Annotated in this window: 15 protein-coding genes and 1 tRNA gene; 9 read left to right on the top strand and 7 right to left on the bottom strand. The window is 67.3% G+C overall.

Features of this window, described 5'->3' with window-relative positions; genetic code table 11:
* Positions 1-435: 435 nt before the first annotated feature.
* The 3 genes from AC0Z36_RS16465 to AC0Z36_RS16475 form a co-directional block, all read right to left on the bottom strand.
* Complete coding sequence (locus AC0Z36_RS16465; RefSeq protein WP_485463637.1) at positions 436-714, bottom strand: hypothetical protein; 279 nt, start codon at positions 712-714, stop codon at positions 436-438.
* 257 nt (positions 715-971) lie between these two features.
* Complete coding sequence (locus AC0Z36_RS16470) at positions 972-1,928, bottom strand: pirin family protein (protein ID WP_485463638.1); 957 nt, start codon at positions 1,926-1,928, stop codon at positions 972-974.
* A 178-nt stretch (positions 1,929-2,106) separates the two neighbouring features.
* Positions 2,107-3,333, bottom strand: coding sequence for an ROK family transcriptional regulator (locus AC0Z36_RS16475; protein ID WP_485463639.1), 1,227 nt, complete (start codon positions 3,331-3,333; stop codon positions 2,107-2,109).
* Between the two features lie 345 nt (positions 3,334-3,678).
* On the opposite strand from AC0Z36_RS16475, the gene edd reads away from it, so the two are divergent.
* The 6 genes from edd to AC0Z36_RS16505 all read left to right on the top strand — a co-directional run bounded on the left by edd (position 3,679) and on the right by AC0Z36_RS16505 (position 8,947).
* Positions 3,679-5,628, top strand: a complete 1,950-nt coding sequence (gene edd, locus AC0Z36_RS16480; protein WP_485463640.1) for a phosphogluconate dehydratase — start codon at positions 3,679-3,681, stop codon at positions 5,626-5,628.
* Positions 5,625-6,740 (top strand): glucokinase, encoded by a 1,116-nt coding sequence (gene glk, locus AC0Z36_RS16485; RefSeq protein ID WP_485463641.1) that lies wholly within the window; start codon positions 5,625-5,627, stop codon positions 6,738-6,740. The genes edd and glk overlap by 4 nt, the downstream gene beginning before the upstream one ends.
* Positions 6,737-7,366, top strand: coding sequence for a bifunctional 4-hydroxy-2-oxoglutarate aldolase/2-dehydro-3-deoxy-phosphogluconate aldolase (locus AC0Z36_RS16490; RefSeq protein WP_485463642.1), 630 nt, complete (start codon positions 6,737-6,739; stop codon positions 7,364-7,366). The genes glk and AC0Z36_RS16490 overlap by 4 nt, the downstream gene beginning before the upstream one ends.
* Positions 7,367-7,784: 418 nt before the next feature.
* Positions 7,785-8,342 carry a Uma2 family endonuclease gene (locus AC0Z36_RS16495; RefSeq protein WP_485463643.1) on the top strand — a complete coding sequence of 186 codons (558 nt, stop codon included), beginning with the start codon at positions 7,785-7,787 and terminating at the stop codon, positions 8,340-8,342.
* Between the two features lie 33 nt (positions 8,343-8,375).
* Complete coding sequence (locus AC0Z36_RS16500; RefSeq protein WP_485463644.1) at positions 8,376-8,549, top strand: hypothetical protein; 174 nt, start codon at positions 8,376-8,378, stop codon at positions 8,547-8,549.
* A 50-nt stretch (positions 8,550-8,599) separates the two neighbouring features.
* On the top strand, positions 8,600-8,947 hold the full coding sequence (locus tag AC0Z36_RS16505; RefSeq protein WP_485463645.1) for an amidohydrolase family protein: 348 nt from the start codon (positions 8,600-8,602) through the stop codon (positions 8,945-8,947).
* A 202-nt stretch (positions 8,948-9,149) separates the two neighbouring features.
* Here the strand turns inward: AC0Z36_RS16505 and AC0Z36_RS16510 are convergent, their stop codons facing one another.
* Both AC0Z36_RS16510 and AC0Z36_RS16515 read right to left on the bottom strand, forming a co-directional pair.
* Positions 9,150-9,830: a BRO-N domain-containing protein gene (locus AC0Z36_RS16510; protein ID WP_485463646.1), complete on the bottom strand. Its 681-nt coding sequence runs from the start codon at positions 9,828-9,830 to the stop codon at positions 9,150-9,152.
* Between the two features lie 361 nt (positions 9,831-10,191).
* Positions 10,192-10,929 (bottom strand): BRO-N domain-containing protein, encoded by a 738-nt coding sequence (locus AC0Z36_RS16515; RefSeq protein ID WP_485463647.1) that lies wholly within the window; start codon positions 10,927-10,929, stop codon positions 10,192-10,194.
* A gap of 280 nt (positions 10,930-11,209) precedes the next feature.
* Here AC0Z36_RS16515 and AC0Z36_RS16520 point away from each other — a divergent pair, with 280 nt between their 5' ends.
* Positions 11,210-11,404, top strand: coding sequence for a hypothetical protein (locus AC0Z36_RS16520; RefSeq protein WP_485463648.1), 195 nt, complete (start codon positions 11,210-11,212; stop codon positions 11,402-11,404).
* 69 nt (positions 11,405-11,473) lie between these two features.
* Positions 11,474-11,545, top strand: a complete 72-nt coding sequence (locus AC0Z36_RS16525) for a hypothetical protein (RefSeq protein WP_485463655.1) — start codon at positions 11,474-11,476, stop codon at positions 11,543-11,545.
* An 87-nt stretch (positions 11,546-11,632) separates the two neighbouring features.
* Here AC0Z36_RS16525 and AC0Z36_RS16530 read toward each other — a convergent pair.
* Both AC0Z36_RS16530 and AC0Z36_RS16535 read right to left on the bottom strand, forming a co-directional pair.
* Positions 11,633-11,706: transfer RNA gene (locus AC0Z36_RS16530), tRNA-Asp, on the bottom strand.
* 117 nt (positions 11,707-11,823) lie between these two features.
* On the bottom strand, positions 11,824-12,222 hold the full coding sequence (locus AC0Z36_RS16535) for an SseB family protein (protein WP_485463649.1): 399 nt from the start codon (positions 12,220-12,222) through the stop codon (positions 11,824-11,826).
* Between the two features lie 258 nt (positions 12,223-12,480).
* Between AC0Z36_RS16535 and AC0Z36_RS16540 the strand changes: the two genes are divergently transcribed.
* On the top strand, positions 12,481-14,313 hold the full coding sequence (locus tag AC0Z36_RS16540; protein WP_485463650.1) for an acyl-CoA dehydrogenase: 1,833 nt from the start codon (positions 12,481-12,483) through the stop codon (positions 14,311-14,313).
* Positions 14,314-14,616: the final 303 nt, after the last annotated feature.

Genomic DNA, 14,616 nt, shown 5'->3' on the forward strand with positions numbered 1-14,616 from the left:
ATGACTCGTGCGTCGGCGCGCGCCCCTTGTCGGGCGCGGCCCGGGCGCGACTCGCGGCGGGTGGTCCGCTCGGGGCCTTCTTTTGTACGGGAGTTGAGCTACGAACCGGTTCGACATTTCGTTCGAGCACATGCCGCCGCGGCCGGGGCTGCACCGGTGGCGGCGTCGGCACCCGGCGCACGGGTGCGACAACAGGCCTCGCCCGGAACGCCGCGGGCTCCACGACCGGTTCAGACTTACGGACAACAGGTTTGCCGGGCCTGACCGCGGTGCCGGGCTCGACGGACTCAGGAGTGGCTGTCCGCCCCGCTGTTCGAGTGGACGCCCGGCGGTGCGGCTTATCTGGCGGAGTGTCAGGATTCCGCCCCAGCGCCTGCTTCAGATCACTCAGCCGAAGCGACCTGGCCGACGGTGTCTGCGGTGGCACGTAGCCACTCACCGGCCGCCACCGCGGGCACGTCGTGGACAGGGCACGCAGACCATGCGGTGCCGGTACAGCGACAGCAGCCAGGGCACGGCGACCACCAGGCCGAGCCACTGCGCCCGCGATCCGGGGTCGCGGAAGTACAGGAAGAGCGTCACCGCCACCGCCACGCACAGCAGCAGGGAAGTGAGCAGGTCGGAATGGACGACCCGGATCGCAACCCAGTTCGCCGAACGGGTTCGGGCACCAACGATGCCCACCTGCATCCTCTTGCGCCATGGGTCAGGCATGGGCGCTCCGGAGTGGCTGTGTAGGGCGTCTGACAAGTCGACAGGAAAGACCAGTTGAGCTTGTTAAGTGTGAACACCCGTTCCGGCAGCGTCAAGGGGTGTGCGCGCTGCTGCGGAGGGCTAGTTCAGGACCGGGCCGCCCACCTCATTGGCCGCCCGGCTCCCAACAGCACCGGCGGGCCACACGATCAGGCCGGTCGCGCCGGACAAGTCCGGCGCGACCGGCCTGATCAGCGGCCGTTAACGGCTTCCGGAGGTCAGTTGTGACCGGCCGGAATGTGACCCATGCGGCCGGCCTGGAAGTCGTCCACGGCCTGGACGATCTCGGACCTGGTGTTCATCACGAACGGGCCGTACTGGACGACGGGTTCACGGATCGGCAGGCCGCCGAGGATGACGACTTCGAGTTTGGGCGTACGGCTGTCCTGGTTGTCAGCCGCCCGTACCTCCACGGTGTCTCCGGTGCCGAGGACCGCGAGCTGGCTGGCTTCGATCGGACGCTGTTCGGCGCCGACAGTGCCGCGGCCCGACATCACGTAGACCAGCGCGTTGTAGTCGGTGCGCCACGGCAGGACAAGGCGCGCACCCGGGCTGACCGAGGCGTGGATCATCGCCATCGGAGTGTGCGTGGACCCAGGTCCCTGGATGTCGCCCAGGTCACCGGCGATCAGCCGGACGAGCGCGCCGCCGTCCTCGGAGGCGAGCAGCTTGATGTCACCGCCGCGGATGTCCTGGTAGCGCGGGTCGGACATCTTCATCGCGCGCGGCAGGTTGACCCACAGCTGGAGGCCGTGGAACAGACCGCCGCTGCGGACGAGCGACTCCGGCGGCGCCTCGATGTGCAGCAGCCCTGAGCCAGCGGTCATCCACTGGGTGTCGCCGTCGCTGATGACCCCGCCGCCACCGGCCGAGTCCTGGTGGATGAAGGTGCCGTCGAGCAGGTACGTGACCGTCTCGAAGCCGCGGTGCGGGTGCCACGGGGTGCCCTTGGGCTCTCCCGGCGCGTACTCAACTTCGCCCATCTGATCCATCATGATGAACGGGTCGAGGCGACTGCTGGGCACTCCGGCGAAGGCCCGGCGGACCGGGAAGCCCTCCCCCTCAAAACCGCTGGGCGCGGTGGTGTGCTGCACCACCGGGCGCGGGCGGGCGTCCAGGGTGGGCACCGGGACGTGTGGGAGAGCCAGGGGGTTCTCGACCGTGATGGCAGGCATGACTTCTCCTAAAAATCAAGTCCCGGCGGGCCCTGTAAGCCAGCCTCGGGGTGCTTCACGCCTCAAGTTAGTTGATTGTTGAACTTTCCGCAAGAGGAACATCTGGGCAGGGAGAAATCCGTACGCGAAACGGTGTTCTCGGTCAGGCGTGCCGGGACCGTCAGCTCGGGCAGGCGGATCAGGCAAGAACCGGCGCGGCCTGCTCCGCCGCCCGGCGGGCCAACATCACGTCCACCGAATCCGGCGCCAGGACCCTGTCCAGCGCCATCACCGCACAGCCGACCAGACCGGCTTCCTCGCCGCCCGCGCTGGGCACGATCTGCAGTTCGCGGGTAGCCACCGCGGTCGACCGGCGGTAGATCATCTCGCGCACCCCGGCCAGGAGCTGGTCACCGGCGTCGGCCAGGTCGCCGCCGAGGACGACGACGGCCGGGTTGAGGATGTTGACCACTCCGGCCAGCACGCCGCCGAGCAGCCGGCCCGACTCGCGCACCAGGCGTACGGCCTCGGGGTGTCCGGCACCCGCGAGGGCGACGACGTCACGCACGGTGGAGACCGTACGGCCGTCCGGCAGGACTGCGCCGTGGGCGGCCAGTGTCTCGATCAAGTGCCGCCCGCTGGCCATGACTTCCAGGCAGTCCACGCTGCCGCACCAGCACCGGCGGCCGTCACCGTCGACGGGGATGTGACCGATCTCGCCGGCCGCGCCGAGCGCGCCCCGGAACACCCGCCCCTCCGAGACGATGCCCGCGCCGATTCCGGTCGAGATCTTCACGAAGACCAGGTCGCCGGTGTCTCCACGGCGGCGGTACTCGCCCAGTGCGGCGACGTTCACATCGTTGTCCACATAGACCGGGACGCCGAACCGTTCCTCGAGCGCGGGACCGATCGGTATGCCCTCCCAGCCCGGCAGCATGGGCGTGCCGACCGCGCGCCCGCTGGACTGCTCGACCGCACCGGGCACCGCGACCCCGATGCCGCGCACCTCGTCGAAGGTGCGTCCGTTGTCGGCGAGGAGGGAGTCGAACCAGTCGGGCAGTCGGCTGAGCACGGCTTCGGAGCCGCGGGCGGCGGCCATCTCGGTCTCCCGCCGGGCCAGCACCCTGCCGGTCAGGTCGCACACCGCGAGTTGACCGCGGCTGCTGCCCAGGGACGCGGCCAGGACCAGGCCGCCGTCCGGGTTGAGTTCAAGGCGGATCGGCGGACGCCCGCCGGTGGACACGCCGTCCGCGCGTTCGGCGATCAGACCCGCCGCGACAAGTTCATCCACCCTGGCGGCCACCGCGGAGCGGGACAGGCCGGTGAGCCTGCCCACATCGGCCCGGGTGGCAGCCGCGCCATCCCGGACTAGCTGCAGGACATCGCCTGCACTGCTGTGCGGCAGGGGGTTCGCGCGTCGGGCCATACGCCCCAGTGAAGCAGGACCCTTTTCCCCCGGTCAAAGCTCTAAGTCGACCACTTCGTCACCAGAGCACATTTCTTTTGCTTGCCAAACATGCAAAAGTGCACCTAGTTTGATCCTCGAAGCCTCAACGAGTAGTTCGACCGCGCTCCTCGGGCACTGCGACAAGACGTCGCAGATCGCCATGATCTGTCGTAGTACGTAGCCTCTTGTCATGGTTTGCACCCGGCGTCATCGACGACACCAGTCGTCCGACGGCACCGGCACAAGGAACGACCAGTACGCAGTACAGCCGCAGCCGCACACCGGCCGCGACCGCACTCACGGGCCTACAGGGGCAGCGAACAGGTGAGCAAGAAGACGATCCACCCGACGGTGGCCACGGTGACGGAGCGCATCGCGCGCCGCAGCGCCGCCACCCGGGCTGCATACCTGGAGCGCATGCGCGCCGCGGCGTCCGACCGCCCGCAGCGCACGCAGCTCGGCTGCGCCAACTTCGCCCACGGCTTCGCCGCCTGCTCACCCGAGGAGAAGCTGAGCCTGCGCGGCTCCGGACTCCAGGGCCCGTCGAAGCCGAACCTCGCGATCGTCTCCGCTTACAACGACATGCTCTCCGCGCACCAGCCGCTGCGGGACTACCCCGAGCAGCTGAAGGCCGCGGTCGCCGCGGTCGGCGGTATCGCCCAGTTCGCCGGCGGGGTGCCCGCCATGTGCGACGGCATCACCCAGGGCCGCGCGGGCATGGAGCTCTCCCTCTTCAGCCGCGACGTGGTCTCCATGGCCACCGCGGTGGCGCTGTCCCACGACATGTTCGACGGCGCCCTGATGCTCGGCGTGTGCGACAAGATCGTGCCCGGCCTGGTCATCGGCGCGCTGTCCTTCGGCTTCCTGCCGACGATCTTCGTACCGGCCGGCCCGATGTCCTCCGGTCTGCCCAACAAGGCGAAGGCGCGGATCCGCCAGCGCTTCGCCGAGGGCAAGGCCACCCGCGAGGAACTGCTCGAAGCCGAGGCCAGCGCCTACCACGGGGCCGGGACCTGCACGTTCTACGGAACCGCCAATACCAACCAACTGGTCATGGAAGTGCTCGGCCTGCACCTGCCCGGCGCCAGCTTCGTGCACCCGGACCAGCCGCTGCGCAAAGCGCTGACCGACGCCGCAGGCGCCCGCGTCGCCGCGACCACCGCGCTCGGCGACCCGAAGACTCTCGTCCGGGACTACATCCCGATGGCCGAGGTCGTCGACGAGAAGGCCCTGGTCAACTCCGTCGTCGCACTGCTCGCCACCGGCGGCTCGACCAACCACACCCTGCACTTGGTGGCCATGGCCGCCGCAGCGGGCGTCCAGCTCACCTGGGACGACTTCGCCGAGTTGTCCACGGCGGTGCCGCTGCTCACCCGGATGTACCCCAACGGCGCAGCGGACATCAACCACTTCCACGCGGCCGGCGGCACGGCCTTCCTCATCGGCACGCTGCTCGACGGCGGACTGCTGCACGAGGACGTCCGTACGGTCGTCGGTGACGGTCTGGACCGCTACCGCCAGGAGCCCTTCCTTCTGGAAGACGGCACGCTGGAGTGGCGCGACGGCCCCACCGAGTCGCTCGACCTCGACGTGCTCCGCCCGTACGACAAGCCGTTCGACGTGGACGGCGGACTGCGGATGCTGTCCGGCGACCTGGGCCGCGCGGTCATCAAGGTCTCCGCGGTCAAGCCGGAGCACCACACGGTCACCGCCCCCGCCGTCGTCTTCGACAGCCAGGCCGCGTTCACCGAGGCGTTCGAGGCCGGCAAGCTGGACCGCGACTTCGTGGCGGTCCTGCGCTACCAGGGCCCGCGCGCCAACGGCATGCCCGAACTGCACAAGCTCATCCCGGCGCTGGCAGTGCTCCAGGACCGCGGCCACCACATCGCGCTGGTGACCGACGGCCGGTTGTCCGGCGCCTCCGGGAAGATCCCCGCGGCGATCCACTGCACACCGGAAGCGGCGGCCGGCGGCAACATCGGCCGCATCCTCGACGGCGACATCATCACCGTCGACGCGGTCACCGGCACGCTCACCGTCGCTGTGGAGAACCTGGGCGAGCGCCCGTCCACCGGTGCCGCACCGGCCGAGTCCGAATGGGTCGGTACGGGCCGCGAGCTGTTCGCGGCCCTGCGCGCCGGCGTCGGCCCCGCATACCTCGGCGCCTCGTCGGTCGGCAGCCCGCTCGACCACGCGGGTTCCAGCGCGGACGGCCACTTCATCGAGGGGGACCAGTCAGACCGGTTCGCCGAAGATGATGAGGTAGTGGCATGACGATCCACGCCCCCTCTGCCGACGCACCCTGGCTTGTCGCCGATATCGGTGGCACCAACGCCCGTTTCGGTCTGGTGACCGAGCCCGGCGGCCGGGCCGAGAAGATCCTCGTCCTGCACGGCGCCGACCACCCCGACCTGGCCTCGGCCGTCGAGGAATACCTCAAACTCTGCGGTACGGACGCGCGCCCGGGCGCGGTCTGCGCCGCGGTGGCGGGACCGATCACCGGTGACCGGTTCCGGCTGACCAACGGCAACTGGGTGCTCTCGATCGCCGAGCAGCGCACCAAGCTCGGCATCCCCGAACTGCACCTGATCAACGACTTCGCCGCACTGGCCATGTCCCTCCCGCACCTCGCGGACGAGGACCTGCTGCTCATCGGTGAGCGCCGTCCCAACCCGGCCCTGCCGATGACCGTGCTGGGTCCCGGCACCGGACTCGGCGTGGCCGGTCTCGTCCCCGACGGCCGGGGCGGGTTCATCCCACTGCCGGGCGAAGGCGGGCACGCCGTGCTGCGCCCCGCGCACAGCACCGACGCCGCGGTCATCGAAGCGCTGCACAACGAGCGCGGCGGCCTGGGCACGGTCACCGTCGAGCACGTGTTGTCGGGCCCCGGACTCGTCCGGCTCTACCGCGCCGAGGCCGAGGTCCAGGGAGTCACGGCCGAGCCGCTGTCCCCCGCGGACATCACCTCGCGGGCGCTCGACGGCAGTGACGCCCTGTGCGTCGCCACCATCGACACGTTCTGCCGCCTGCTCGGCACATTCGCGAGTACCGTCGCCTTGACGCTTGGCGCACGCGGTGGTGTGTTCCTGGCCGGTGGCGTCCTGCCGCGGATCCACGAACTCCTGGTCAAGAGTGAGTTCCGGTCCCGCTTCGAGACCAACCCGACCATGGGTGCCTACCTGAGCCGTATCTCCACCGCGCTTGTCGTGGCGGAGTACCCCGCGCTCATCGGTGCCTCCGCCTGGCTGGCGTCCCACGCGCAAGACGCTGTACGCGCTGTGTCTGCCCGGGAGACAGTTCCCGGCCTCCCGGCGGAAACCCCCGGTGGCTTGACTGGAGCCGAACGCTCCTTCTCGACGCACCGCACTGAAGAGGTGTCCGCATGACTTCCCCGGTATCGCCGCTCGACCTCGCACCGGTCATCCCCGTTGTTGTCATCAACGACCTGGAGACGGCCGTTCCGCTGGCCCGGGCGCTGGTCGCCGGCGGCCTGCCGGCCGTCGAGGTCGTCCTGCGCACGCCGGTCGCCCTGGCGGCAATCGAGCGGATCGCCGCCGAGGTCCCGGAGGCCCTGGTCGGCGCCGGAACGCTGCTGACGGTCGATCAGGTCAAGGCTTCGGTCGCGGCGGGTGCGAAGTTCCTCGTGACCCCGGGGTGCACCGACGCGTTGTACGACGCACTGGAGGACAGCGGGGTTCCGTTCCTCCCGGGCACGTCGACGGTCTCCGAGGTCATGCGTTGGCGTGACCGCGGAGCGCGCGAGATGAAGTTCTTCCCGGCGGAGGCGGTGGGTGGTGCGGCGTTCCTGAAGTCGCTGGCGTCCCCGGTGCCCGACGTGCGGTTCTGCCCGACCGGCGGGATCACCCCGGCCAAGGCTCCCGGCTACCTCGCACTGCCGAACGTGGCGTGCGTGGGCGGCTCGTGGATGCTGCCGGCCGACGCGATCGCCGCCGGCGACTGGAAGCGGGTCGAGGACCTGGCCCGCGAGGCCGCGCGACTGCGCGGCGTGTGACACCCGGCGGGGCTCCGGCCCCTTCGGACAACTAAAGCGTCCCCCAACACACTCTGCCCTGAGGTGTCAACGGGGGAACGGACCGCGGATCGAAGTCGTATGAGGGTTCGACTTCGACACCCGGTAGGTCGTATGAGGGTTCGACCTACCCGAACCGCGATCGGGCCCAACCATCGGCGAGGTGGTTGGGCCTTTCCGTGTCCGAAAGCTTTTTGCGCGGCGGTTCGACCGTGGAGTTTTCACCGCAGAGTTTTCCGCAGAGTCTCGGCCGCGGAATCTTAACCACGGAGTAACCAACTCGTTCGAGTGAAACCCAGTGGGACAGCTGGAGTGCAGCGGGATGTCCTGATTACGGTGTACGGGTGAAGTTGGCGGACATCGGCGATGCTGTCGCCGACTGGGCCGAAAGGAGTGCACGATGAGTGTTATGACTGCCGCCGAGCCACACACCAGGACTCCCAGAGCGCTGTACGACTGCCTGCCGGAGGGCATTCGCGCCGAGCTGGTCAAGGGGAATCTGATCGTGTCGCCATCCGGGACGGGCATGCACAACTTCTTCGGCTTCGAATTGGCCGCGGCGCTCAAGACAGACAAGCTGTTTCCCGTCCTGGACACCAGTTTCGCCTTCCCTGAATCCGCCAGTGAACCCCGTCCCGACATCACCCTGCTACCCCGCGACAGCGCCCGCCAGGACATCATTCCGCTTCCTGGTGAAGCCGCCGTTCTCGTTGTCGAGATCACCTCGCCTTCCACCCGGAAACTCGATGTGGAGTCCGGCGACAAGTACGAGATCTACGCCCGCGGCAATGTGCCGTTCTACCTGTTGGTCGATCGCACTGCGGGCAAGGCCGTGTTGTACTCCGCTCCGGACTCCGCAACTGGTACGTACCGCACTTCGACTGTCGCCATCTTCGGAGAGCCCCTGAAGGTCCCCGCACCATTCGATGTCGTCCTCGACACGGGGATGTTCCTGTAAGGCGCACTCAATAGACAGGGCCTGGCTCCGGACATGCGTGAGCGCGCGAAGGCCGGAGTCAAGCCGACGGATGGGGAGAACGCCGCACTGGCGCGGCTCCTCGAAGAGGCGATGGACGCCGGGCGTCCGCTGATCTGGAACGCGGTCATCGCCAACACCCGCAGCGGCGGGCTGTACAAAAGGAACTCGTCGACTACGAGTACCTGATCCCCGGCCTGTCCGACGGCGGCGCGCATCTCAAGACGCTGAGCGCGGGGATGTACGGCACGGAGTACATCGTCGGGTACGTGCGGAAACACGGCTGGACGACGCTGGAGCAGGCCCACTGGAGACTGTCGGCGCTGCCCGCACACGCAGCCGGATTCACTGACCGGGGCATCCTCCGCGAGGGTGCCGCGGCCGACATCATCGTCTACGACTACGACGAACTGGCTTACGGGGATTCGGAGTTCCGCCATGACCTGCCGGCCGGGCAACTGCGCACGGTCATTGAGGCCAAGGGCTACCGGCACGTGCTCGTCAACGGCCAGGTAACGATCGAGGACGACAGGGAGACCGGGGTGCACAGCGGGGAGTTGCTGCGGCACGGGCGGGCTGCGAGGTAGGGCTGAGAGCCGCGCGGGGTACGCATCGGATGCGGACCCCGCACAGCGAGAGTTTTTTGGGCAATACTCCCGGAACTTTCGGGAGAAGTGCTCTGAGCTGCATAGAAATGAGTTATCCACAGGCCTTGAGGAGGGTTCCGTGACCATTTGTTACGGAACCCTCCTCAGGACAGCCAACCACTCTCGCCATCGGTGAGAGTGGTCACCGCCGGGGCCGCCCCGGCACCGGCGGCTCGTCGATCGACACCCCTGCCCGGACCTGACGACGCGCCTCGGCCACTGATTCGACGGAGAGTTGCTGGGGACAACTGCCCCGAGCCAGGGTCTTTGCCGTCCGAGCCGAAGTGCCGACTTTGGTGTCCTCCGGCATGTTGGCCGTCAGCCGGGCCACCGCCATCGAATTGAGCCCGATGACCTTCGCGAGACGGTCGTTGCTCGCAACGAGATCGCGCAGCGAGGAAGAGACCTGCGACAACAGGTCGCCCATCCGATCCGGGCGGTCGACTTCGTAGCGACCGGTCGTCCAGATGGCGGGAAGAACCTCGTGCCGAACCCAGCGGCTGAACGCCTTTGCCCCGGGACGCCGACTGCGCATGATCAGGTCATACAGACCCGGCTCGCTGACGAACGTCATGTACGGGTTTCCACCGAGGGGGGTTCCGTAAGCATTGCTTACGGAACCCCCCTGACCTGCGAAGAGACGGACATCAAGCCTCTTCTTTTCGTCCGCTTCGAGCCCGGCGACCGCCATCCGGGAATTGCTGTGCCCCAACACCACACACACATCTGAGGCGCAAAACCACACCACCCCGTCGATCACCACCGTCCGGATGCCGCTCCCGTCGCGGTACCGGAAGATCTCCAGCATCTGACTGCTCGTCACGCAAAATTACCTCCCTGAACCAAGATCGACAAGGTGTGCGACGCGGGTTACGCCACAGCCACTTGGCCCACTCAGTGGGATTAACGATCAACCAGATGACAGGCCACTCGTGCGGCTTAACCCCCGGCGTCAGCCGTAACCTCCCACCCTTGGACGTCACTTCCCCGCCACTTTGGGCAACCACATAGACACGCACCGGCAACACGGGCAACGTAGTGTCGCCGACGAGGCACTGAGGGACAGCCCCGCGGCACACCTACAGTGCACCCGCGGAAACGACAGAAGGGCCCGAGTGGATTTCTCCACTCGGGCCTTCCGTGTGCTGCGACCCCGACGGGACTCGAGCCAAAGTCCCGAGTATTCACAGACGGCGACGCCCCAGCACCGGCGGCTCCGTGACGTGGGAGAAGGTCATTCCCCGCACCGCCGTGTACATCGCGCTGTAGGACACGCAGTGCTCCTGAGCCATCTCGCTGATCGACGCTCCCGCCCGGACCTGACAGCGCGCCTCGGCTACCGATCCGGGGGTGAGCTTCCGGGGGTGCTTGCCCCAGCCCAGCGCCTTGGCCGCCCGAGGCGGCACGGCGGCCTTTGCATCCTCCGGCATGTTGACCGTCAGCCGGGCCACCGCCATCGAATTGAGCTCGATGACCTTCGCGAGACGGTCGTTGCTCGCAACGAGATCCTGCAGCGAGGAAGAGACCTGCGACAACAGGTCGCCCATCCGATCCGGGCGCTCGACCTCGTAGCTGCCGGTCTGCCGGATCGCAGGAAGTACCTCTTGAGTGACCCAGTCCTGGAACGCCTCGGCCTCAGCCTTATTGCTCCGCATGATCAATTTGTAGAGCCCGGACTCGCTCACGAAGAGCATGTTCGGGTTCCCCCGGCGGGACCGAATACCATCGCCAAAGGCGAGAGTATTCACCTGCTTCCGCTCATAAGGCCTGGTCACCTTGCCGATGGAATCACTCACGTTGCTGATACTGAGCACCGCACACACGTCCGAGGCGCAGAACCACACAGCTCCGTCGATCACCACCGTCCGGATGCCACTCCCGTCGCGGTACCGGAAGATCTCCAGCATCTGACTGCTCGTCACGCAAAATCACCTCCTTCGGCCAAGATCGACAAAATGTGCGACGCGGGTTACGCCACAGTCACTTGGCCCACTCGGTGGGATTAACGATCAACCAGATGAGTGGTCACTCGTGCGGCTTAACCCTCGGCGTCAGCCGTAACCTCTCGCTCTCGAACAGCAGTTCCTCGCCACTTTGGGCAACCACATAGACACGCACCGGAAACACAGGCAACGTAGTGTCGCCGACGAGGCACTGAGGGACAGTACGAACTCAAACCCGTACGAGGCAGGGGAGACTGCGATGCGCGACGCCATGCTGTTCGACGCCAGTCTGTGGGAAGCAGCGTCCTGGGACGCCCCGGCGTCAGAGGACGAGGCGGAACCGGCCACCCAGGACGCCAAGGACATCAAGGAAGCAACGGGCCAGCGGACCCAGCCGGTGGAGAGCGAGACCATGCTCGCCCTGCTGCTGCCCCGGCCGCGCCGGAGTCACTGACCGCCGAGTACACGAACCACACGTCGGCACACTGTCGGACGCTCCACTGAAAACCCGGGGAGGACCGCCATGTCCAGGAAGACCCGCAAGCGCAAGAGCCGCCGTAAGCACAGGGCCAACCACGGCCACCGGCCGGCCTGACGGACCGGCCCGCACATCCGCGGCACACCTCAGGAAACGACAGAGGGGCCCGAGTGGATTTCCCCACTCGGGCCCCTCTGTGTCCTGCGACCTCGACGGGACTCGAACCCGCGACCTCCGCCGTGACAGGGCGGCGCGCTAACCAACTGCGCCACGAAGCCTTGCTCGCCGGTTCGGAGTGAACCTCTCCGGCATGAGTAAGAATACACAACCGCGGCGGGGCTCCGCACCCAGGTAGTACCCGGGTAGTGCCCAGATCGCGACCCGGGCCTGTCCGGTCAGCCGTACATCCGCCGCATCGTGAAAGTGACCATCTGCTCCACGGCTTTGGCGTCGAACATGACGCGGTGCTCGCCGTCGAGGTCGAGCACAAAGCCGTAGCCGTTGGGCAGGAGGTCGAGGACCTCCGCGCCGGTGACGGTGAAGTGCTTCGACTCCTTGCCCGCGTACTCCTTCAGCTCTTCGAGCGAGGAGAACATCGGGATGACCGGTTCGGGGGTGTTGTGCAGCGCGAGGAAACCCGGGCGGTCGCCGCGCGGGCAGTAGACCGTCGAGGCGATGAAGATCGCCTGGAAGTCCTCGCCGCTCATCATGCCGGTGGCGAACGCGCGCACCGCGTCGCTCAGCGCTGGCACCTCGGTGCGCACCTGGGCCTCGTCCGTCGTGTAGCTGTACACAGAACAAGAGGTTAGTACCTCCAGGCCACCCGTTCGGCGCACACACCCTTACTACCGATGGGTACGAGGTGCGGCGGAGCGCTGCGAGTGATCAATTAAAGAACAAACTCGTACAGATCGACTCGTTTCGAGCTGGGTTCTGATCGCAGACGACCCACTACGCATTGCAAAAGTTACCGATGGGTAGGATGCTTTTGTTACCGACTAGTACAGCATCTTCAGAAACAAGTCTTCACACACGGACAGGCGGAGCATCCCATGGGTCACTACAAGTCGAACCTCCGCGACCTCGAGTTCAACCTCTTCGAGGTGTTCGGCCGCGGTGAGGTGTACGGCACCGCACCGTTCGCCGAGTACGACGCCGACACGGCGAAGACCATCCTCGCGGAGGTCGAGCGCCTTGCGGTGAACGAGCTTGCCGAGTCGTTCGCGGACGCGGACCGGAACCCGCCGGTCTTCGACCCCGAGACGCACTCGGTGGCGATGCCCGACTCGTTCAAGAAGTCCTACCAGGCCTACATGGACTCCGGCTTCTGGAGCCTGGGCCTCCCCGAGGGCCTCGGCGGCACCACGTGCCCGCGCTCACTGCGCTGGGCCGTCGCCGAGCTGATCCTGGGCGCGAACCCCGCCGTGTGGATGTACTCCTGCGGTCCCGACTTCGCGCACGTCGTGCACGCCCTCGGCACCGAGGAACAGCACAAGGTCGCCGAGCGCATGGTCGAGGGCCTGTGGGGCGCCACCATGGTGCTCACCGAGCCGGACGCCGGCTCCGACGTGGGTGCGGGCCGTACGAAGGCCGTCAAGCAGGACGACGGCACGTGGCACATCTCCGGCGTGAAGCGGTTCATCACCTCCGCCGAGCACGACATGTCCGAGAACATCATCCACCTGGTGCTCGCCCGCCCCGAGGGCCACGGTCCGGGCACCAAGGGCCTGTCACTCTTCATCGTGCCGAAGATCCACTTCGACTGGGAGACCGGCGAGCTGGGCGAGCGCAACGGCGCCTTCGTCACCAACGTCGAGCACAAGATGGGCCTGAAGGCCTCCACGACCTGCGAGCTCACCTTCGGCGAGAACGGCATCCCGGCGCAGGGCTGGCTGGTCGGCGAGGCGCACGAGGGCATCGCCCAGATGTTCAAGATCATCGAGTACGCCCGGATGATGGTCGGCACCAAGGCCATCGCCACGCTGTCCACCGGCTACCTGAACGCGCTGGACTACGCCAAGGAGCGCGTGCAGGGCGCCGACCTGGCGCAGATGACGGACAAGAAGGCCCCGCGCGTCAGCATCACGCACCACCCCGACGTGCGTCGCTCGCTCATGACGCAGAAGGCGTACGTGGAGGGCATGCGCGCCCTGGTCATGTACACCTCCTCGTGGCAGGACCGCATCACCGCCGCCGAGCTGGCCGGTGACCGCGACGACCTGGCCGAGCGGGTCAACGACCTGCTCCTGCCGGTCGTGAAGGGCTACGGCTCGGAGAAGTCGTACGAGCAGCTCGCCCAGTCGCTGCAGACGTTCGGTGGTTCCGGGTTCCTGCAGGAGTACCCGATCGAGCAGTACATCCGGGACGCCAAGATCGACACCCTGTACGAGGGCACCACCGCGATCCAGGGCCAGGACTTCTTCTTCCGGAAGATCGTCCGGGACCAGGCGCAGGCGCTGACCCACGTAGCGGGCGAGATCCAGGCGTTCATCGCCTCCCCGGCCGGCGGCGAGACGCTCGCAGCCGACAAGCAGCTGCTCGCCAAGGCCGCCGAAGACGTCCAGGCGATCGTCGGCACGATGATCAACCAGCTGATGTCCTCCGAGGCTGAGATCACGAACATCTACAAGGTGGGTCAGAACACCACCCGTCTGCTGCTCGCCGTCGGCGACCTGGTCGTCGCGTGGCTGCTGCAGCGCCAGGCCGCAGTCGCCGTCGAGAAGCTGGCCGGCAAGCCCTCCGAGAAGGACAAGCCCTTCTACCAGGGCAAGATCGCCGCGGCGAAGCACTTCTCCGCGGAGATCCTGCCGCTCATCACGCCGCTCGTGCTGATGGCCGAGCAGACGGACAACTCCCTCATGGAGCTGCCGGAGAGCGCGTTCTGAACTGAACACGGCTGAACAGGTCAAGACCTGAAAATGTCGTACGGGTCGCCTCCCGCGAGGGAGGCGACCCGTACGACATTTCTATTCGCCCCTCAGCCGGCGGCAGTCACCCGCACCGGCAGGCCCTCCAGGCCACGCAAGGTGTTGTTCAGGCGCCGTCCGAGGCGATGACCGAGCCGGCCGCCGACTCATTGTTGAACGGGTTCAGCCTCGATTCGTCAGTGGGGTCTGATTACTGACTGAACCGGTAGGTTGCCCGTAATGTCCCCAGCCGTTCGGGGACGGGCCGTCGCGTGACGCCGC

It is taken from the genome of Kitasatospora sp. UYEF31 (assembly GCF_057291755.1).